The 17,647-nt window shown below is 69.7% G+C and carries 19 protein-coding genes; 2 read left to right on the top strand and 17 right to left on the bottom strand.

Going from position 1 to position 17,647, the window contains the following annotated elements:
- Positions 1–8 precede the first annotated feature (8 nt).
- Together VFX14_07900 and VFX14_07905 are read left to right on the top strand one after the other, a co-directional pair.
- Complete coding sequence (locus VFX14_07900; protein ID HEU5189596.1) at positions 9–446, top strand: GNAT family N-acetyltransferase; 438 nt, start codon at positions 9–11, stop codon at positions 444–446.
- Between the two features lie 11 nt (positions 447–457).
- The gene (locus tag VFX14_07905; protein HEU5189597.1) at positions 458–916 is read left to right on the top strand and encodes a ClbS/DfsB family four-helix bundle protein; all 459 of its coding nucleotides are present in this window, start codon (positions 458–460) and stop codon (positions 914–916) included.
- A gap of 4 nt (positions 917–920) precedes the next feature.
- On the opposite strand, the gene VFX14_07910 is transcribed toward VFX14_07905, so the two are convergent.
- From VFX14_07910 to VFX14_07990, 17 genes are all read right to left on the bottom strand, one after another.
- Positions 921–1,076: a hypothetical protein gene (locus tag VFX14_07910; protein ID HEU5189598.1), complete on the bottom strand. Its 156-nt coding sequence runs from the start codon at positions 1,074–1,076 to the stop codon at positions 921–923.
- A gap of 32 nt (positions 1,077–1,108) precedes the next feature.
- Complete coding sequence (gene cimA / locus VFX14_07915; protein HEU5189599.1) at positions 1,109–2,698, bottom strand: citramalate synthase; 1,590 nt, start codon at positions 2,696–2,698, stop codon at positions 1,109–1,111.
- 77 nt (positions 2,699–2,775) lie between these two features.
- Positions 2,776–4,032 carry a CoA transferase gene (locus VFX14_07920; GenBank protein ID HEU5189600.1) on the bottom strand — a complete coding sequence of 419 codons (1,257 nt, stop codon included), beginning with the start codon at positions 4,030–4,032 and terminating at the stop codon, positions 2,776–2,778.
- Positions 4,019–4,450 carry an OB-fold domain-containing protein gene (locus VFX14_07925; protein ID HEU5189601.1) on the bottom strand — a complete coding sequence of 144 codons (432 nt, stop codon included), beginning with the start codon at positions 4,448–4,450 and terminating at the stop codon, positions 4,019–4,021. The genes VFX14_07920 and VFX14_07925 overlap by 14 nt, the downstream gene beginning before the upstream one ends.
- Positions 4,447–5,574, bottom strand: a complete 1,128-nt coding sequence (locus VFX14_07930; GenBank protein HEU5189602.1) for a thiolase domain-containing protein — start codon at positions 5,572–5,574, stop codon at positions 4,447–4,449. Before VFX14_07930 ends, VFX14_07925 begins: the two co-directional genes overlap by 4 nt.
- Positions 5,575–5,578: 4 nt before the next feature.
- The gene (locus VFX14_07935; protein HEU5189603.1) at positions 5,579–5,869 is read right to left on the bottom strand and encodes a helix-turn-helix domain-containing protein; all 291 of its coding nucleotides are present in this window, start codon (positions 5,867–5,869) and stop codon (positions 5,579–5,581) included.
- A gap of 263 nt (positions 5,870–6,132) precedes the next feature.
- Complete coding sequence (fdxA, locus tag VFX14_07940; protein HEU5189604.1) at positions 6,133–6,399, bottom strand: ferredoxin; 267 nt, start codon at positions 6,397–6,399, stop codon at positions 6,133–6,135.
- Between the two features lie 118 nt (positions 6,400–6,517).
- On the bottom strand, positions 6,518–7,417 hold the full coding sequence (locus VFX14_07945) for an ABC transporter permease (protein HEU5189605.1): 900 nt from the start codon (positions 7,415–7,417) through the stop codon (positions 6,518–6,520).
- A 3-nt stretch (positions 7,418–7,420) separates the two neighbouring features.
- Positions 7,421–8,374, bottom strand: coding sequence for an ABC transporter permease (locus VFX14_07950; GenBank protein HEU5189606.1), 954 nt, complete (start codon positions 8,372–8,374; stop codon positions 7,421–7,423).
- 55 nt (positions 8,375–8,429) lie between these two features.
- Positions 8,430–10,034, bottom strand: a complete 1,605-nt coding sequence (locus VFX14_07955) for an ABC transporter substrate-binding protein (GenBank protein HEU5189607.1) — start codon at positions 10,032–10,034, stop codon at positions 8,430–8,432.
- Positions 10,035–10,152: 118 nt separating this feature from the next.
- Positions 10,153–11,142 carry a dipeptide ABC transporter ATP-binding protein gene (locus VFX14_07960; GenBank protein HEU5189608.1) on the bottom strand — a complete coding sequence of 330 codons (990 nt, stop codon included), beginning with the start codon at positions 11,140–11,142 and terminating at the stop codon, positions 10,153–10,155.
- Positions 11,139–12,131 (bottom strand): ABC transporter ATP-binding protein, encoded by a 993-nt coding sequence (locus tag VFX14_07965; GenBank protein ID HEU5189609.1) that lies wholly within the window; start codon positions 12,129–12,131, stop codon positions 11,139–11,141. The genes VFX14_07960 and VFX14_07965 overlap by 4 nt, the downstream gene beginning before the upstream one ends.
- Positions 12,132–12,222: 91 nt before the next feature.
- A complete protein-coding gene (locus VFX14_07970; GenBank protein HEU5189610.1) occupies positions 12,223–12,897 on the bottom strand; it encodes a nitroreductase family protein in 675 nt (224 codons plus the stop codon).
- Positions 12,898–12,934: 37 nt separating this feature from the next.
- Complete coding sequence (locus tag VFX14_07975; GenBank protein HEU5189611.1) at positions 12,935–14,185, bottom strand: glycosyltransferase; 1,251 nt, start codon at positions 14,183–14,185, stop codon at positions 12,935–12,937.
- The gene (locus tag VFX14_07980; protein ID HEU5189612.1) at positions 14,182–15,165 is read right to left on the bottom strand and encodes a GNAT family N-acetyltransferase; all 984 of its coding nucleotides are present in this window, start codon (positions 15,163–15,165) and stop codon (positions 14,182–14,184) included. The genes VFX14_07975 and VFX14_07980 overlap by 4 nt, the downstream gene beginning before the upstream one ends.
- A 3-nt stretch (positions 15,166–15,168) precedes the next feature.
- On the bottom strand, positions 15,169–15,552 hold the full coding sequence (locus VFX14_07985; protein HEU5189613.1) for a zinc ribbon domain-containing protein: 384 nt from the start codon (positions 15,550–15,552) through the stop codon (positions 15,169–15,171).
- Between the two features lie 49 nt (positions 15,553–15,601).
- Positions 15,602–17,644 carry a molybdopterin-dependent oxidoreductase gene (locus VFX14_07990; protein ID HEU5189614.1) on the bottom strand — a complete coding sequence of 681 codons (2,043 nt, stop codon included), beginning with the start codon at positions 17,642–17,644 and terminating at the stop codon, positions 15,602–15,604.
- Positions 17,645–17,647 lie beyond the last annotated feature (3 nt).

Below are 17,647 nucleotides of genomic sequence, written 5' to 3' on the forward strand. Positions count from 1 at the left end.
ACGGCGCCATGATCGAGATCCGCCTACCCCGCCTCGCCGACGCGACCGCGTGCACAGAGCTCGCCGCGCTCGTGATCGGCCCCGAGCGGGCGGGCACGTTCGTGAAGTCGCACTTCGAGCGGCATCAGGTGATGGTGGCGGAGGCGGGCGGCGAGGTCATCGGCTTCCTCGCCTACCGCACCGACTGGTTCCAATGCACCTACATCACCTTGGTGGTCGTGCGGGAGGACTACCGGCGCAAGGGCATCGCCCGCGAGTTCTTCCGCTCGGTGGAGGCGGTGTCCCTCTCCCCGCGCGTGTTCTCCTCCACCGAGGAGACCAACGCCCCGTCCATCCAGATGCACACCGCGCTCGGCTACGCGCCGAGCGGCTACATCGACAACCTGCCCCAGGGCGTGCGCGAGCTCCTCTTCTACAAGCGCGTGCCGCCCCGCGGGCTGGCCTGACGGAGGCTTCCATGTCGGACAAGCGTCAGCTCCTCACCGAGGCGGAGACGGAGTTCCAGTCCCTCAAGCGCGCGGTGGCCGGACTGGACGACGCGGCCCTCCGGGAGGTCTGGTGCGGGAGCTGGAGCGTGCGGGAGATCCTGGGGCACATCTCGGGCTGGCATCGCGAGATGCAACCCGCTCTCGAGCGGCTGGCGCGGGGCGAGAAGCCGGTCCCCTCGGGCGTGTCCTACAGCGACGTGGACGCCTGGAACGCGAAGTTCGCGGCGTCCGTTCACGGGAGCAACGCCGAGATCCTCGGCGAGCTCGACCGCTCCCACGCCGACTTCATGCGCACGGCGGCGACGGTGCCCGACGAGCGCGTGGTGCCCGACCGCACCGCCTACAAGCTCATCGACGCGAACAGCCGGCATCACTACCGAGAGCACATCGAGGACATCCTGGCCTGGCGCAAGCGCCGGGGGATCTGATCCGCTAGCGCGCGGGCGGGGCGAAGGGCGCGGGGCGCGCGCCCAGGCACGCATTCTCGACGGGGTCCCATCGACCGCCGGCCGCCGCGCACTGACGCTGGCCGGCCACCCGAAGGGTGCGGTGCGCGCCGTAGAGGGCGAGCGCGACCAGGCCCGCCATCACCCCCAGCAGCACGACGGTTCGGAGGGGCTTCAGCGCTGCCCCCGCCGCTCGTCGCGGCGGAGCTTGTACTCGATCGAGTCCACCAGGGCCTGCCAGGACGCCTCGATGATGTTGTCGGCCACCCCCACCGTGCCCCACGTCTCGTCGCCATCGCCCGATGTGATGAGCACGCGGGTCTTCGCCGCGGTGGCCTTGGCCTCGTCCAGGATGCGCACCTTGTAGTCGAGCAGGCTCATCTGGCGGAGGTTCGGGTAGAAGTCCTCTAGCGCCTTGCGGAGCGCGTGGTCCAGCGCGTTGACGGGCCCATTGCCGGACGCCGCGGTGTGCTCCTCGATCCCCCGCACACGCAGCTTCACGGTGGCCTCCGCCACCGGCTCGGTGCCGCTGCCCTGCTCCTCCACGATCACCCGGAACCCCTGGAGCTCGAAGTACGGCCGGTGGTTGCCGAGCGCGCGCTCCATCAGGAGCTCGAACGACGCCTCCGCGCCCTCGAACTGGAAGCCCTCATCCTCGAGACGCTTGAGCGTCTCCAGGATGCGGCGGGCGTCCGGGGTGTTCTTGTCGAGGTCGATCCCGTACTCGCGCGCCTTCCAGAGGATGTTCGACTGCCCGGCGAGCTCGGACACGAGCACCCGGCGGTGATTGCCCACCACTTCGGGATCGACGTGCTCGTAGGTGTCGGGGTGCTTGAGCACGGCGGAGACGTGGATGCCTCCCTTGTGGGCGAAGGCGGAGTCGCCCACGTAGGGCTGGGACGCCCAGGGCTTGCGATTGGCCAGCTCCGATACGAAGCGAGACACGTCGCGGAGATCGCGCAGGTGCTCGCGCGGGATGCTCTCGAGCCCCATCTTCAGCATGAGGTTCGGGATGATGGAGACCAGGTTCGCGTTGCCGCAGCGCTCGCCGTAGCCGTTGATCGTGCCCTGCACGTGGTCCACGCCCGCCGACACCGCGGCCAGCGTGTTGGCCACCGCGCACTCGGTGTCGTTGTGGACGTGAATGCCGAGCGGGGTCTCCGGCCGGAGCGCCTTCTTCACCTCCCCAAGGATCGCGATGATCTCGTGGGGCACGCAGCCGCCGTTGGTGTCGCACAGGACGAGACAGTGGGCCCCCGCCGTCTCCGCCGCGCGCAGGGTGGCGAGGGCATACTCGCGATTCTTCTTGAAGCCGTCGAAGAAGTGCTCGGCGTCGTAGAGCACCTCCTCGAAGTGCTTGTGAAGGTACGCGATCGAGTCGCCGATCATGGCGAGGTTCTCGTCGAGCGTGGTGCCCAGGGCCGCGGTCACGTGGAAGTCCCAGGACTTCCCGAAGATCGTCACCACCGGCGGGCCGGCCTCGACGAGGGCCTGGAGGTTTGGATCCTCCGGCGGCCGCACCCCCGGCCGGCGGGTGGCCCCGAAGGCGGAGATCCTCGCGGTCTTGAACACCGCCCCCTGCACCCGCTTGAAGAAGCGCAGGTCCTTCGGGTTCGAGCCCGGCCAGCCGCCCTCGATGTAGTGAATCCCCAAGGCGTCGAGGCGCTGGGCGATGCGGACCTTATCCTCCATGGAGAAGGACACGCCTTCCCCTTGGGTGCCGTCCCGCAGCGTGGTGTCGTAGAGCTTGATGAGCCGCGTCATGGAGCACACATCATGGAGAACGCCTCGCGGGGAGTCAAGTTTACGGGGCGGCGGGCGCCGTGTCGGCGGTGGCCCCGTCAGACCACCCCGGCGGCGCGGAGCTTCGCCACCTTGGCCGGGGAATACCGGAGCAGGCGCGTGAGCACCTCGTCGGTGTGCTGGCCGAGTAGCGGCGGCGCGGCTTGGGGCGCGCCCGGGGTCTCCCAGAGGCGGATCGGCACGCCCATCATCGTGACGGCGCCCGCCTTGGGGTGTGGCAGCGACACCACCATGCCGCGCGCCTTGAGATGCGGGCTCTCGCACACCTCGGCCACCGTCTTGATCTTGCCGGCGGGGACCCCGGCCTTGTCCATGCGGGCCAGCCACTCCGCGGCGGGGCGCTGACCCAGCTCCGCGTTGAGGATCGGGTTCAGCACGTCGCGGTTCGTCACACGCTTGGCCTCGGTGTCGAAGCGGTCGTCCTTGACGAGGTCGGGCCGGCCGAGGGCCCCGCAGAACCGCTCGAAGAGCGAGTTGTTGGCGACGCCGAGGGTGAGATAGGCATCCTGCGCCTGATACACCTCGTAGGGCACGATCGAGGGATGCGCGTTGCCCCGCCGCGCCGGCCGCCCGCCCGCGTTCCAGTAGAGGCCGGCCTGATACGTGAGCAACGCGGCCATTGCGTCGAGCATGCCGATCTCGACCTTCTGCCCGCGCCCGCTGCGCTGCCGCGCGAGGAGCGCCAGCGCGATCCCGTGCGCGGCCGACATGCCCGCGACGAGATCGGCGATGGAGTTGCCGACCTTGAGCGGCGGCCCATCCGGGAAGCCGGTGAGATCCATCACGCCCGACTCGCCCTGCACGATGAGATCGTAGCCGGGCCGGGGCGCCTCGGGGCCGCTCTCGCCGAAGCCCGAGATCGAGCAATAGATCAGCCGCGGGTTCTTCTTCCGCAGCGCCTCGAAGCCGAAGCCCAGCCGCTCCATGGTCCCCGGCCGGAAGTTCTCGAGCACCACGTCGGCCCGCGCGATGAGCCCGTGGAGGATGGTCTGACCTTCCGGCGCCTTCAGGTTCAGCGTGAGGCTCTTCTTGCTGCGGTTCACCGACATGAAGTACGTGGCCTCGCCACCCGCGAACGGCGGCCAGCCGCGCGTGTCGTCACCCTTGCCGGGCTCCTCGACCTTGATGACCTCGGCGCCCATGTCGCCCAGCGCCATCGCGCAGAACGGGCCCGCGAGCACGCGGGTGAGGTCGATGACGCGGATGCCGGCGAGCGGCGGCCGGGCGCCGGGAGCGCGGCGGGCGCGTGGGGGAGCGGCGGTGCGTGTCTTCGGACGGCGCTTACGGCTGGCCACTGGACCTCCCCCCGAGGAGCCCCTGGACGAGACTCTTGCTGATGGCGGCGACCTTCTCGCCCCGCGCGCCGGCGCGGCGCCAGAACAGACGCGCCCGGTCGGCGAAGCCCATGTTCGAGAAGTAGTACACGGAGTCCACGTCCTCCACCGCCACGCGCGAGCCGATCTTCACGCCCTTGGTCTCCTCGCCGTGGCAGAAGAGCCGCGCGCCGCCCTCGAGCTCGACCAGCGCGATGTGCAGCGGCGAGCGAAAGCCCTCGGGCGGCGAGAAGAGCGTGGTGAACGAGACGACCTCGCCGGTGTTCGGCACCGTCGCGGCCTCCATGGCCGTGCCGTGGTCGGGGCAGCGCGGCGCAGGCGGCACCACGAGACGCTCGCAGCGCGGACAGATCGAGGCGGGGAGCGTGGCCTCGATCACCGCGCGGCCTCGAGCAGGAGCACCCAGTTGTTGGTCGCGAGGCCGCCGATCGACTGCGCGAGCCCCACCCGCGCGGCGACCTGGCGCGCCCCCGCCTGGCCGCGGAGCTGCCAGCACAGCTCCACCGCCTGCCCGATGCCCGTGGCGGCCAGGGGATGGCCGCGCGCCTTGAGCCCACCCGACGGGCTCACGGGCAGGCGGCCATCCAGCGCGGTCTCGCCCTCGAGCGTGGCCCGCCCGGCCTTGCCCGCGGGCATGAGGCCCAGATCCTCGAGCGAGATGATCTCGAAGGGCGAGAAGGCGTCGTGGAGCTCGGCCACGTCGACGCGCTCGGGGCCGAAGCCGGCCATGCGATAGGCGGCGCGCGCGGCGACCTGGGTGGCGCGAAAGGATGTGAGATCGGAGCGGTAGCGGATCGCGATCGAGTCGGTCCCCTGCCCGATTCCCGCGACCCGGACCGCCGAGCGACTGCTCGTGAGCACGACCGCCGCCGCGCCGTCGGAGATCGGGCAGCAGTGATAGAGCCGCAGCGGATCGGCCACCACCCGGCTCTCCATTACCGCCTCCAGGGTCACCGGCTCCTGGAAGTGGGCGTAGGGGTTCCGCGCCGCGTTGGCGTGGTTCTTCACCGCCACTTGCGATATCTCACGTAGCGTCAGCCCGTGCTTGTGCATGGCCGCCCGCGTGATGAGGCCGGCGAGGGCGGGCATGGTCGTGCCGTACCGGCGCTCGTGGGGATCGATGGAGCGGCCGATGATCTCGGACACCCGCGGCGTGGCCAGGTGCGACATCTTCTCCCCGCCGAGGACCAGGACGTTCCGGTGCAGACCCGCGGCCACCGCGGCGAATCCCGTGTAAAAGGCGGCCAGCCCCGACGAGGTCGCCGTCTCCACGCGCAGGGCGGGCAGCTTGGCGAGGCCGAGGTGCGTGTTGATGAGGGAGCCGAAGTTCCCGTCGCCGGTGAACTCCTCGGGATTCATGGCGCCCACCACGAGGGCGTCGGGCTGGTCGATGCCCGCGTCGGTCAGGGCCGCGTACGCCGCCTCCGCGATCAGGTCGGGAAGCGACTCGTTCCGCTTCCCGAACCGAGTCATCCCGGCGCCGGAGATCCAGACGTCCGCCACGCGGTCATTGTCGGGCTCCCGACCGCCGAGTGTCAACGTCCTCAGCGGCCGGCGCGACCCGTCGCGGAGGCGGCTCGCGGTGCGGGACGTTCACACCGAACTCGCGGATGAGGCGCAAGAGATACGTGCGCTGTAGCCCGAGCGCGCGCGCCGTCCGCGTCCGGTTGCCGCCGAGTTGGAAGAGCGTGGCCTCGATCAGCCGCCGCTTGAACTCGGTGACGGCGCCGTGGTAGCCGGGCGGCGGCTTGGGCGGTCCGGGCGGTGGAGCGGCGGGGAGCGCGGGCGATGTCGGCATACGGCCGGATATCGCAAGGCACGTGCCACGCCCCGATCGTGGACATTTCGAGGAGATGACGACGCGAGATGCCGCACGCTGCACCGCCGCCTGTGCACGCACGGGAGGCCGTTGCCCGCGGCAATGGGCAGGCGCGCCGCGTAGCCCGAGACACGGGACGATGCGCGGAGGACGAAGCGGCGAGCCCGACGGTGGAGGGAGCGAACGCGACGGCGGGGATCCGGGACTCGGATCCCCGCCGAATCAGCCGCGCCGAGTGGGGCTCAGGATTTGGTCGCGGGCTTGACGCCCGGGTTGTCCTTGAAGAACTGCTTGTTCAGCTCGGTGAAGTTCTTCCAGTTCGCGGGCACTTCGTCTTCCGCGAAGATCGCCTTCACCGGGCAGACCGGCTCGCAGGCGCCGCAGTCGATGCACTCATCCGGGTGGATGTAGAGCATGTCCTTGCCCTCGTAGATGCAGTCCACGGGGCAGACCTCGACGCAGGCCTTGTCCTTGACGTTGATGCAGGGTTCCGCGATCACATACGCCATTCCCGCCTCCTGGATGACCAGTTGCGCCGGAAATCGCCGTAGGTTCGTCGGCTTCCGGCGCGGGCAAACCGACGTAGTTGTATCAATCACCCCTCAAACTGTCAAGCGATTCGGGCACCTAGAGGGAGCGCAGCTTCGGGTCGAGCGCGTCCCGCAGCGAATCGCCGAAGAGGTTGAAGGCGAAGACGGCCAGACTGATCGCGAGCCCAGGGAAGACGGCCATCCACGGCGCCGTCTCGGCGAACTCCACCGCCGCGCCCCGGAGCATGAGCCCCCACGCCGCGGTGGGCTCTTGCACGCCCAGGCCGAGGAAGGACAGCGACGACTCGAGCAGGATGGCTTGACCGAGGAACGAGGTGATGAGGATCAGGAACGGGGCCATGACGTTCGGCAGCATGTGGCGGAGGATGATGCGCGCATGCCCGAAGCCGGCGGCGCGCGCCGCGTCCACGTAGGGCATCTCGCGGATCGACAGCGCGGAGGATCGGATCACCAGGGCGCAGCGCGGGATCATCGGGATGGTGATGGCCATGATGACGTTGTGGAGCGCATTCCCCAGGATGGCGACGATGGCCAGGGCCAGGATGATCAGAGGGAAGGAGAGAAAAATGTCCATGACGCGCTGGACGTAGAGATCGAGCCGTCCGCCGAAGTAGGCGCTACCCACACCGAGCACTGCCCCCATGATGGAGCCGACGAAGGCGGCGCCGAATCCCACGAAAAGCGCCGTGCGCGAGCCGTAAATGAGGCGCGACAGCACGTCACGGCCGAAGGCGTCGGTGCCCAGCCAGTGCTGCGCGGAGGGCCGCGACAGCATCGCGCCGAAATCCACCGCGACCGGATCATAGGGGGCGAGCACGCCGGCGAGGAGCGCGACCACGATCATGACCACCACCACCGCCGCGCCCACCGCACCGAGCGGCCGGCGCCGCGCGAAGTCGAGCACCGCGGCCAGCCAGCGCCGGGACGAGGCCTTCTCCAGGCCGAGCGACACCTCGCCCGTGGGGCTGATGGCCATGGGTTAGCGGTATCGGATCCGCGGATCCAGCCAGGCGTAGAGAAGATCCATGGCGAAGTTCACCAGGATGAAGAAGCCGGCCACGATCATCACGAGGGCCTGGACGAGCGTGTAGTCGCGATGGGCCACCGCCTGCACGAAGAGGAGGCCGAGGCCGTTCAGGTTGAACACCTGCTCGGTGACGACGAGGCCGCCGAGCAGGAAGGCGAACTCGAGGCAAACGACCGTCACCACCGGGAGCATCGCGTTCTTGATCGCGTGCCGCGAGAGGATGAGCTTCTCCATGAGCCCCTTGGCACGGGCGGTCCGGATGTAGTCCTCGCGCAGGACCTCCAGCATCGCCGAGCGCGTCATGCGCGTGGCCACCGCAGAATAGCGGTACCCCACCGCGAGGGCGGGCCAGATGAGCTGGAGGAGGTTCTGCCAGGGATTGACCCAGAAGGGCGTGTACACCATGGGGGGCAGCCACTTGAAGATGATGAGCATCAGGAGGATGAAGACGATGCCGAGCCAAAAGGAGGGCGTGGCGAGCCCCGCGATGGAGACGACGCGGATGGTGTAGTCGACCCACGTGTCCTGCTTGAGTGCGGAGATGACTCCCAGCGGGATGGCGAGGAGCACGGCCACGATCGTCGCCATGATGGCGAGCTGAAGCGACAGCGCGAACCGCAGCTTGATCTCCTCGTAGATGGGGGCGCCGGTCCACATGGACTTCCCGAAGTCGAACCGGATGGCGCCCCAGAGCCACGTGACGAACTGCTGCCACACCGGCCGGTCCAGCCCGAACTTCGCCCGCTCCTCCGCGAGCGTCTGCTCCGACACCGAGTTGCTGTCCCCGGCCAGACGAAGCTCGACGACATCCCCCGGCACGATGCGGATGAGGAAGAAGATGAGCATCGCCACCCCGAGCAGAGTGGGAAACATCAGCAGAAAGCGCTTGAGTAGGTACTTCTTCATGCCGCGCGCCCGGGGACCGGACAGGCCGCCGACCGGCCCGGTCCCCGGCTGCCGCCTATTCGCTCAGCCACACCGTGTCGAGCTGGTTGTTCAAGTAGTGGCTCGGGGTGATCGTCCACCCCTTCACCTTGGAGCTGTGCGGGATGATGCGGTGCCACTGCAGCGTGTACAGGACGTGCACTTCCTCGTCGATCAGGCGCTTCTCGAGAGCCCGCAGGAGCGTCCGGCGCTCCGCGGGGTCGACCGCACGGGCCTGCTTGGTGAAAAGATCGTCGATGACGGTATCCTTGTGCTTGCCGTAGTTGGCGTCCGAGCTCGTCACGAAGCGCTGGAGGTCGAGGTCCGGCTCCACGATGAAGCCGCATGCGAAATCCATCGCGGCCTCGAAGTCGCCCCGCTTGAGCATCGGGTGATAGGCGGACGCCTCCACGATCTCCTGCTTGACGTTCAATCCGATCTGCCGCCACTGATCAATGAGCCAGATCGCCACCGGCTCGTAGGGCTGCGGGATCCCGCGATTCTTGAACGTGAAGGAGAAGCCATCGGGAACTCCCATTTCCTTGAGCAGCCGCTTCGCCTCGGCCCGGGCTTTGGTGATATCGCGCCCGTATCCGGCCAGCTTCTCCAGCTCCTCCGGCGGCGTGGCCCATGGAGTTCCCGGAACCTGGATGCCCGCGACGTCCCGAACGATGGCGATCTTGGACAGGTTCTTGGACGCTTCGTAGCGGTCGAGGGCCAGGGTGAGAGCGCGACGGAAGCGCTTGTCGTCGAAGGGCTTCTTCTCGTGGTGCATGGCCACCATCAGCACGCAGTCCCACGGGCTCTCCTGCACGGTGATCTTCGAGCCGAGAGCCTGCACGAGACTTTCACGGTCGGCGGGCGTGAAGCCGCGGAACTGAATGTGCGCCCGCTCACCCCGCACCGCGGCCACCTGGGCCGAGGAGGAGCTGATGAAGAGGGCGCGGAACCCGTCGAGGTACGGCTTGCCCTTGTCCCAGTAGTCGGGGTTCTTCTTCCCGACCCAGTGGGAACCCTTCACGTGCTCGACGAACTTGAATGGGCCGGTGCCATTGATGTGGGTCTCGTACCAGTGGATGTCCTTGGCGAGCACATCAGCCCGGTAGATGAAGTTCCAGGGGGACGCCATGTTGAGCAGGAACGAAGCCTCTGGCCACTTGAGGTGGAAGCGCACGGTATAGGGGTCCGGCGCGTCCACCGCCTCCACCGCCTGGTACGAGGCCTTGCGCGACGACTTCATCCCTGGCGGCGGGAAAATGATCTTGTCGAAGGAGGCCTTCACGTCCTTCGAGGTCATCTCCGCGCCATCGTGGAACTTCACGCCGCGGCGTAGCTTGAAGGTGTAGGTACGCCCGTCCTTGCTGATCGTCCACGACTCGGCAAGATCGGGCGCGGGTTTGGTGCCGGTCTTGTCGAAGGGGTCGACCCGAAGCAGGGTGTTGTAGTGAGGTCCGATCGGATGCATCACGCCGAAGGTCTCTTCCTGATGGGCGTCGTAGCTCGGCGGCTCCGAGGGCACCGCGAAGACGAGCTCGCCACCGTAGCGCGGCTTGTCCTGCGCGCCCGCTGACCCTGCGAGGACGAGCACCACTGCAGAAGCGAGCACCAGCGGCAGCATGGAGCGGGTCCGGAACGCTCTCATACCTACCTCCCCATTGAGATCGAGAGATGGAAGGGCTTGACGACTGAATCCGCAACGGAAGCCCAAAGTTCCAAGAGCTTGGCGTACCTTAGCCAGTGGCCCCTCCGGCTGTCAAGCGTCAGGCCCGGATGCAGGCCACGCGGTGGTCCGCCCGAGTCTCGCGCAGGGGAGGAATTTCCCGGCTGCATTCGTCCACTGCGATCGGGCAACGGGGGTGGAACACGCAGCCGCTGGGGGGGTTGAGCGGGCTCGGCACCTCCCCGCCCAGCACGATGCGCTCCCGGCCTGCCTCGACGGCCGGGTCCGGGATGGGCACTGCGGACAGGAGGGCGCGAGTGTAGGGATGCTGCGGGTCCTCGTAGAGCGACTTCCGGTCGGTGATCTCCACGATCTTGCCCAGATACATCACCGCCACGCGGTCCGAGATGTGCCGGACCACGGAGAGATCATGCGCCACGAAGAGGTAGGTCAGGCCGAACTCCGCCTGGAGCTCCTCGAGGAGATTGATGATCTGCGCCTGGATGGACACGTCCAGCGCCGAGACCGGCTCGTCGCACACGATGAGCGCAGGCTCCATGGCGAGCGCCCGCGCGATGCCGACCCGCTGACGCTGGCCCCCGGACAGCTCGTGGGGGTAGCGCTGGGCCATGGCCGGCAGTAGCCCGGCATGGCCCAGCAGCTCGCGGACGCGCGCGGCCCGCGCCGCCCGATCCGGGACCAGGCCGTGCACCGCGAGAGGTTCGGCGATGATCTGCCCCACCGTCATGCGTGGATTCAGCGAGCTGTAGGGGTCCTGGAAGATCACCTGAAGCCGCCGGCGCACCTTGCGGAGCTCCGCGTCGGAGAGCGTCGTGAGGTCCCGCCCCTCGAAGATCACCTGGCCCGAGGTCGGCTTCTCGAGCTGAAGGATGCAGCGGCCGGTGGTCGTTTTGCCGCAGCCCGACTCCCCGACCAGGCCCAGGGTCTCGCCGCGCCGGATGGCGAACGAGACCCCGTCTACCGCCTTGACCACCGCGGCCTGGCCGCCGAAGGCGCCGCTGCTGATGTGGAAGTGCTTGACGAGATCCCGCACCTCCAGGATGGGCGCGTCGCTCGTGGGCCCGCTCATGCCGGCACCCGCGCGTCCAGCCGCGCCGACTCCCAGCATGCCGACGTGTGGGCCTCCGCCACCGTCGCGAGCTCGGGCCGCTCGAGGCGGCAGCGCTCCACCACGAAGGCGCAGCGGGGCGCGAAGGCGCAGCCGGGCGGCAGCCGTGTGAGATCGGGCGGCTGCCCGCTGATGGGATCGAGGCGCGACTTCCGCGGCTCGTCGAGCCGGGGCACCGAGCGAAGCAGCCCGAGGGTGTAGGGATGCCGCGGGTTGGCGTAGATCTCCCGCGCCGTCCCCCGCTCCACGATGCGCCCCGCGTACATGACGTTGACCCGATCGGCGTAGCGCGCCACCACGCCCAGGTTGTGCGTGATCATCAGCATCGCCACCCCGAGCTTCCGCGAGAGATCCTTCATGAGCTCGAGGATCTGCGCCTGGATGGTGACGTCCAGCGCGGTCGTGGGCTCGTCGGCGAGAATCAGCGCCGGATTGCAGGACAGCGCTATCGCGATCATGATGCGCTGCCGCATCCCGCCGCTGAACTGATGCGGGTACTGACGCAGCCGCCGATCGGGATCGGAGATGCCCACGAGCCCCAGGATCTCCCCCGCCCGCGCGCGCGACTGCGCGGATGACATGCCGAGGTGGATCTCCATGGTCTCGGTGAGCTGCCGTCCGATGGTGAGCACGGGATTGAGCGAGGTCATCGGCTCCTGGAACACCATACCGATCTCGCGCCCGCGCACCTTGCGCATCTCGTCCTCGGGCAGGGCGAGGAGATCGCGGCCCTTGAAGAGGATGCGGCCGCCGATGATGCGCCCCGCGGGTGCCGCGACTAGCCGCATGACCGAGAGCGCGCTCACGCTCTTGCCGCAGCCGGACTCGCCCACGAGCGCGACGGTCTCGCCCGCGCGCACGTCCCAGGACACCCCATCGACCGCGCGCACCACGCCGTCCGAGGTGGTGAACTGGGTTTGAAGGTCACGCACGTCCAACAGGACGTCCATCAGGCCGGGAGTCTAACACAGCCGCTCCGGCGGAGCCCGGAGGCGGTTCGCCGAGTGCGCGGCGACGGCGGTCGAGCGTGAGCGCCGTCGCTCAGGGAGCCGGCGAGGCCAGCGGCGTCCCACCCCAGCGCTCGAGCGTGGCGAATTCCGCCACGGGCTTGCGCTTGAGCCTGGTGAGGCGCGCGGCCGGCCGCCCCAGCGGCATGACCGCCGCCACCGCGATGTGGGCGGGGAGGCCCAGGAGCGCCTGGAGCTTCGGCTCCTCCGACACCGGCAGCGTCGTGATGGTCCCGGCCAGCCCCTCGTGGCGCGCCGCGAGCAGGATGTTCCACGCAAAAGGATAGATGGACGCGCCACTGATCACGCCCACCCGCGGAAGATACTGGTCGACCGACGCCACCACCTTGAGGTCCACGCACACGACCAGCACCACCGGCGCCTTGACGTACGACTCGACGAGTCGCGGCGGTGGGGATGTCCGCTCGATGGTGGCAGCATCCGCGCGGGTGGGATCGATGGTGTTCCAGGGGTTTTCGCCCAGCGCGACCTGGGCGGTGTACCGCTTGGCCGACGGCATGGTGAGGTCGACGAACGCCCGACGGGTGGCGGGGTCGCGCACCACGATGACACGCCAGCCCTGCCGGTTGCCGCCGCTGGGGGCGAAGCGCGCGTGGTCGAGGATCTTCGCGATGAGCGCGTCCGGGACGGGGTCGGGCGTGAACTCCCGCGCGGAGAACGTGGTCCGCATCACGTCGTAGAGCTCCATGCCTGGGCCTCCTGCTCGGCGTCGGGGACGGGCGGTGCTAGCGCTGGGTGCAACGCGCGTGGTCGAGGTGCTGCGAGGCGGCCGGCTGGAGCTCGGCGTAGAGCCCGCACACGCGCTCGGCCACGCAGGGCCAGCGATGCTCGGCGGCCCAGCGGGTGGCTTCGCGGCCGAGGCGCTCGCGCAGCCGGGAGTCGGCGAGAATGCCGGCGAGCCGCGCGGCCAGGGCGCCCGCGTCGCCCTCGGGCACGAGATAGCCGGTCACGCCGTCGCGCACGGTCGTGGTGAGCCCGCCCACGCGCGAGGCGACCACCGGGCTCCCGCACGCCATCGCCTCGAGGGCAACCATGCCGAACGACTCGTAGTAGGACGGCATGACCGTCACGTCGGAGGCGGCGTAGAAGAGCCGCAGGCGCTCCTGCGGCTGGGCGCCGAGGAACCGCACGCGCTCGTCCAGCCCGAGCGCGGCGACCCGGCCGCGCAGGTACTCGCCGTGCCCATTCTCGGGCTCGTCCTGGTCGCCGCCCACGATGAGGAGGCGCGCCTCGTCGGGCAAGTGCACCATCGCCTCCAGCAGCGTCTCGAGCCCCTTGATGGGCTGCAGACGCCCCACGTAGAGCAGCATCGGCGCGGGCGGCAGCCCGAGGAGATCCTTGGCGGTCGCCCCGCCCATCGGCTGGAACAGCTCGGTGTCCACCCCGCACGGGATCACCGCGATGCGGTCCGCCACGGCGCCGTAGTACCAGACCAGATGCGCCCGCTCGACCACGTTGGCGGCGACGATGCGGTCGACCGCGCCGATGATCCGCGTCTCCTCCCGGATGCGCAGCTCCGGCTCGAGCTCGTCGGGCGCGCGCGCCACCGTGTTCTTGAGGCGGCCCAGGGTGTGGAACATCTGCACGACGGGCGTGTCCCAGCGCTCGCGCAGCGCGAGCCCCGCGACGCCGGAGAGCCAGTAGTGGGCGTGGATGAGGTCGTAGGCGAGGTCCTCGGACTCGCGGAAGGATTCGATACCCTCCACGAACTCCGGCAGGTGCCGGTGCACGCTCTCCTTGGGATACGGACGCTGCGGACCCGCGGGGAGATGGATGACGCGCGCTCCCTCACCGAGCGGGACGATCCGGCGGATGCCGGGATCCTGCGAGCGAGTGAACACGTCGACCTGCACCCCCATGCGACCGAGGGCGCGCGCCGACTCGCGCACGTACACGTTCATGCCACCCGTCTCCTTGCCGCCGAGGGCGGCGAGCGGGCACGTGTGGACCGAGAGCACGGCCACCCGGAGCTTCATGGGGCAAGCCTCGCGCTCATCACGTCGGAGGGCGTGGGCCCGAAGGCGTACTTGTAGGGCTCCTCGCCACGCAGGAAGTCGAAGACGGGCACGCGCCGCTCGATGGCGTCGCGGATCACGTGGCCCAGGAGCACGATGCCGGGCGCCAGCCGCGAGTGCGCGGGATCGAAGCCGGAGTTGTAGAGCCCCACGCAGTCGCCGTACTCGGTGCAGATGAACGACGCGACCGGCGTGCCCGCCGACTCGAGGAACCACAGACGCACCCACCCGGCGGCCGCGAGGGCGTCGAGGGCCCCGCGGAAGAAGGCCTCCATGCGCTCGTCCATGAACTTGGCCTTGCCGGTGCGGGACGCGCGGTGCAGCCGCAGGAACTCGTCGAGCCCCGCGCCCATCTCGGCCGGTGCGGCCACGCTGCGCACACCCACCGCGGGGAGCTCCGCCTCGAGCTTGCGCATCTTGCGCCGCAGCTCGTGGCGATCCTTGCCCGAGAGGGTGGCCAGGTAGGCGTCCCAGCTCTCGGGCAGCCGCAGGAGCGGGCAGCGCTCCTCGCGCTCCACCACGCAGGTCAGACCGTGCGCCGGCGCGAGCCCCGGCAGCCGCGTGACGGTGGGCGATTCCGGACGGAGACCGCGCAGGTGCCAGACGGCGCGCTCGGCCGCCCGGTGCTGGAGCAGCGCCTCCCAGATTTCCTCTTCGCGCCCGGGGGCGGCAATGAGGTCGAGGTAGTCCGAGACGTCCACGCCGCCCACGATGCGCCAGAGGCCCGGCTCGTCTTCGTAGAGCGGCAGCAGCCCCACCAGCGCGTCGGTCTCGTCCCGAGCGGCCAGCACGCGAAGGGACCGGCCATGCCCGAACGCCCCCAGCCAGGCGGCCTGCCACGGCCACGTGAGGAAGACGGAGGCGGTGGTCGACTGCGCGACGAGGGCATTCCAGCGGGCGGGGTCCACGGCCTCGAGGCCGGGCAGGGTCTCGATCTTCACGAGCTAGAGACCGTCCCCGTCGTCGGCGCCGCTCGTGGCGCCGTCGCCCGTAGTGTCCCCGCCCCCGTCGTCGCCCTCGGCCATGGCCTCCTCCATGGCGGCGTCGACGTCCTCGCCCAGGTCCTCGCCCATCTCCTCGCCCATGCGCTTGGTGAAGCGGGCGATGCTGGCGGGGTCGTTCTCGTCGAGATCACCGAAAGAGGAGGGATCGGAGAGGGAGTCGAGGCGGGCATCCTCGGATTTGACGGTCGCGAAGCGGGACATGAGGCGGGTCAGCTCGGCGCTGCCGCAGCGGGGACATCGCGGCGACTCCGCCTTGGAGGGGGTGAGCACGAGCAGGCTCACCCGTCGGCTACAGCCCCCGCATTCATACTCGTAGATCGGCACGGATCCTGGACCTCGCGGTTATTTGGATGGTGATTCTAGCACCGGCGATTCAGGCCGGGGCGACCTCGACGCGAGCGTCGAAGGAGGCCTGTCCCGCCGAAAATCCGAACACATCCACGGCCTCGTCGGGCAGCGCGGCCTCCCCACCGGTGAGCCGATTGAGGCCGCCCCACCCGTCCCGCATCCACACGGTGCCGGGGGGCACCTTGTCGGTGACATGGGCCCGCGCCGCCAGCTCTCCGCGCTGGTTGAAGATCCGGATGGCCGCGCCGTCCGTCAAGCCACGCGCCGCGCCATCGGTGGGCGAGATCCAGAGCCTTGGCTCCGGATCGAGCCGGGCCAGCATGGGCAAAGCCTGGCCGTGATCGTAGAACGAGTGGAACTGGGTGAGCGTCCGGCCCTGGCAAAAGGTCAAGGGATACGTGGAGGCGGCGGGCGCCTCGTGCACGGGCAGCGGGGGCAGCCCCAGGCTGATCGCGCGCTCGGAGTAGAGCTCGAGCTTGCCGGACGGTGTCGGGAAGCGCAGGTCAGGATGCGCCACCTGCGAGATGCGCAGCGGGCGGATTCCCCCCTCGGCCCGGAGCGCGGCGACGGTGGCCCCGCCCGTCGAGGGGTGATCGATCAGTGAATCGAGCACGGCCTCCTCGCCCGCCCATGGGTAGAAGTCGGCGAGGCCGAGCCGGCCCGCGAGCCCGCGCAGGACATACGTCAGGGTACGCGCCTCACCCGGCGCCGGCAGCGCCCGCTCCATGAGATAGAGATGCGTATTGGTGCTCTTGCACCCCACTTCCTCGAGCCAGGAGGTGGCGGGCAGGAGCACGTCCGCGAACTGGCGTGCCGTGTCGTGCAGGAAGAGATCGTGGCTCACCACCAGGTCGGCGCGCCTTAGCCCTTCCGCCACCGCGCCCGCGTCCGCGTAGGACGACAGCATGTCGGTGCCGAAGAGCAGCAGCGCGCGCAGGCGGCCGTCGTGCAGCGCCTCCGTCATGCTCGACATCTGCAGCGGCAGATAGCATCCCGGCGGGCGGCGCGTGGGGTCCGTGATGTCGTGGAGCTCCTGGCCGTGCGCGCGGCTCCCGTGCCGCGGGCCGAAGCCGGCGCCGGGGAGCCCGACATTGCCGGTGAGCGCGGGCAGGCACGAGATCGCACGCCCGGCCTGCCACGAGTTCGCGCCCTTGTGCATGGACGAGCCGCCCAGCACGATCATGGCGGGCCGCGTGCCCGCGTAGCGCCGCGCCAGGGCGGTGATCCGCTCGGAGGGAATGCCGGTGATCTCGGCGGCCCACGCCGGTGTGTGCACGCGAACATGGGCAGCGAGCGCGTCGAGCCCCACCGTGTGCCGCGCCGTGAAGTCGCGGTCGTGCAGGCCTTCGCCGAGGATCACGTGCATCAGCCCCAGCGCCAGCGCGGTGTCCGTGCCCGGCCGGATCGTGAGCGCCTCATGGGCCTGCGCGATCGCCTCGGTGTCGCGCACGTCGATCGCGATCACGTGGGCGCCGCGGCGCTTCGCGGCGGCGAGATAGCGCGCCGTGTTCGGCTGGCTCGCCAGGTTTGCGCCCCAGAGGACGACGAGCGCGGCGTGCGCCCCCATGTCCTCCTTGGTGCTGGTCTCGAGAAAGCCGGTGAGGCCGAGGCCGAAGGCGCCGAGGCCCCAGCAGATCATGGTGGGGTTCCACCACTGGCAGCCCCAGTGATTGGCGAAGCGGCGCAGGAGATGCGAGCCGACGCGCGTACCGTAGTTGTTGGAGAACGCGCCGTGGCCGCTCCAGAGCCCCACCGCCTCGCGCCCGACTGTGCGTAAGCGGTCCGCCACGAAGTCGAGCGCCGCCGGCCAGTCCGCCTCGCGCCAGGGCCCGTCGCGGCGGTCGCGCATAAGGGGGCGCAGCAGGCGCTTGGGGTTGCCGATGACCTCGCGCGAGGCCTGGCCGCGCACGCAGAGGAAGCCCTGGCTGTCGGGGTTGTCGGGATCCCCCTTCACCTCGAGCAGCCGGCCGTCCTCCACCTCCACGAGCATCCCGCAGAGGGTGGGATGGCAGTTCATGGGGCACATGGTGCGGATGACATGGCGGCCCAGCGTCCCGGCGGAGGTCACGGG

The organism is Candidatus Methylomirabilota bacterium (assembly GCA_035764725.1).
GTDB lineage: Bacteria > Methylomirabilota > Methylomirabilia > Rokubacteriales > CSP1-6 > DASRWT01.

Excerpts from the sequence above, each read along its gene's own strand:
- VFX14_07955 (HEU5189607.1), bottom strand. The coding sequence starts at position 10,034 with ATGAGAGCGTTCCGGACCCGCTCCATGCTGCCGCTGGTGCTCGCTTCT.
- VFX14_07945 (HEU5189605.1), bottom strand. The coding sequence starts at position 7,417 with ATGGCCATCAGCCCCACGGGCGAGGTGTCGCTCGGCCTGGAGAAGGCC.
- VFX14_07905 (HEU5189597.1), top strand. The coding sequence starts at position 458 with ATGTCGGACAAGCGTCAGCTCCTCACCGAGGCGGAGACGGAGTTCCAG.
- VFX14_07965 (HEU5189609.1), bottom strand. The coding sequence starts at position 12,131 with ATGGACGTCCTGTTGGACGTGCGTGACCTTCAAACCCAGTTCACCACC.
- VFX14_07950 (HEU5189606.1), bottom strand. The coding sequence starts at position 8,374 with ATGAAGAAGTACCTACTCAAGCGCTTTCTGCTGATGTTTCCCACTCTG.
- fdxA (HEU5189604.1), bottom strand. The coding sequence starts at position 6,399 with ATGGCGTATGTGATCGCGGAACCCTGCATCAACGTCAAGGACAAGGCC.
- VFX14_07900 (HEU5189596.1), top strand. The coding sequence starts at position 9 with ATGATCGAGATCCGCCTACCCCGCCTCGCCGACGCGACCGCGTGCACA.
- VFX14_07975 (HEU5189611.1), bottom strand. The coding sequence starts at position 14,185 with ATGAAGCTCCGGGTGGCCGTGCTCTCGGTCCACACGTGCCCGCTCGCC.
- cimA (HEU5189599.1), bottom strand. The coding sequence starts at position 2,698 with ATGACGCGGCTCATCAAGCTCTACGACACCACGCTGCGGGACGGCACC.
- VFX14_07935 (HEU5189603.1), bottom strand. The coding sequence starts at position 5,869 with ATGCCGACATCGCCCGCGCTCCCCGCCGCTCCACCGCCCGGACCGCCC.
- VFX14_07910 (HEU5189598.1), bottom strand. The coding sequence starts at position 1,076 with ATGGCGGGCCTGGTCGCGCTCGCCCTCTACGGCGCGCACCGCACCCTT.
- VFX14_07970 (HEU5189610.1), bottom strand. The coding sequence starts at position 12,897 with ATGGAGCTCTACGACGTGATGCGGACCACGTTCTCCGCGCGGGAGTTC.
- VFX14_07960 (HEU5189608.1), bottom strand. The coding sequence starts at position 11,142 with ATGAGCGGGCCCACGAGCGACGCGCCCATCCTGGAGGTGCGGGATCTC.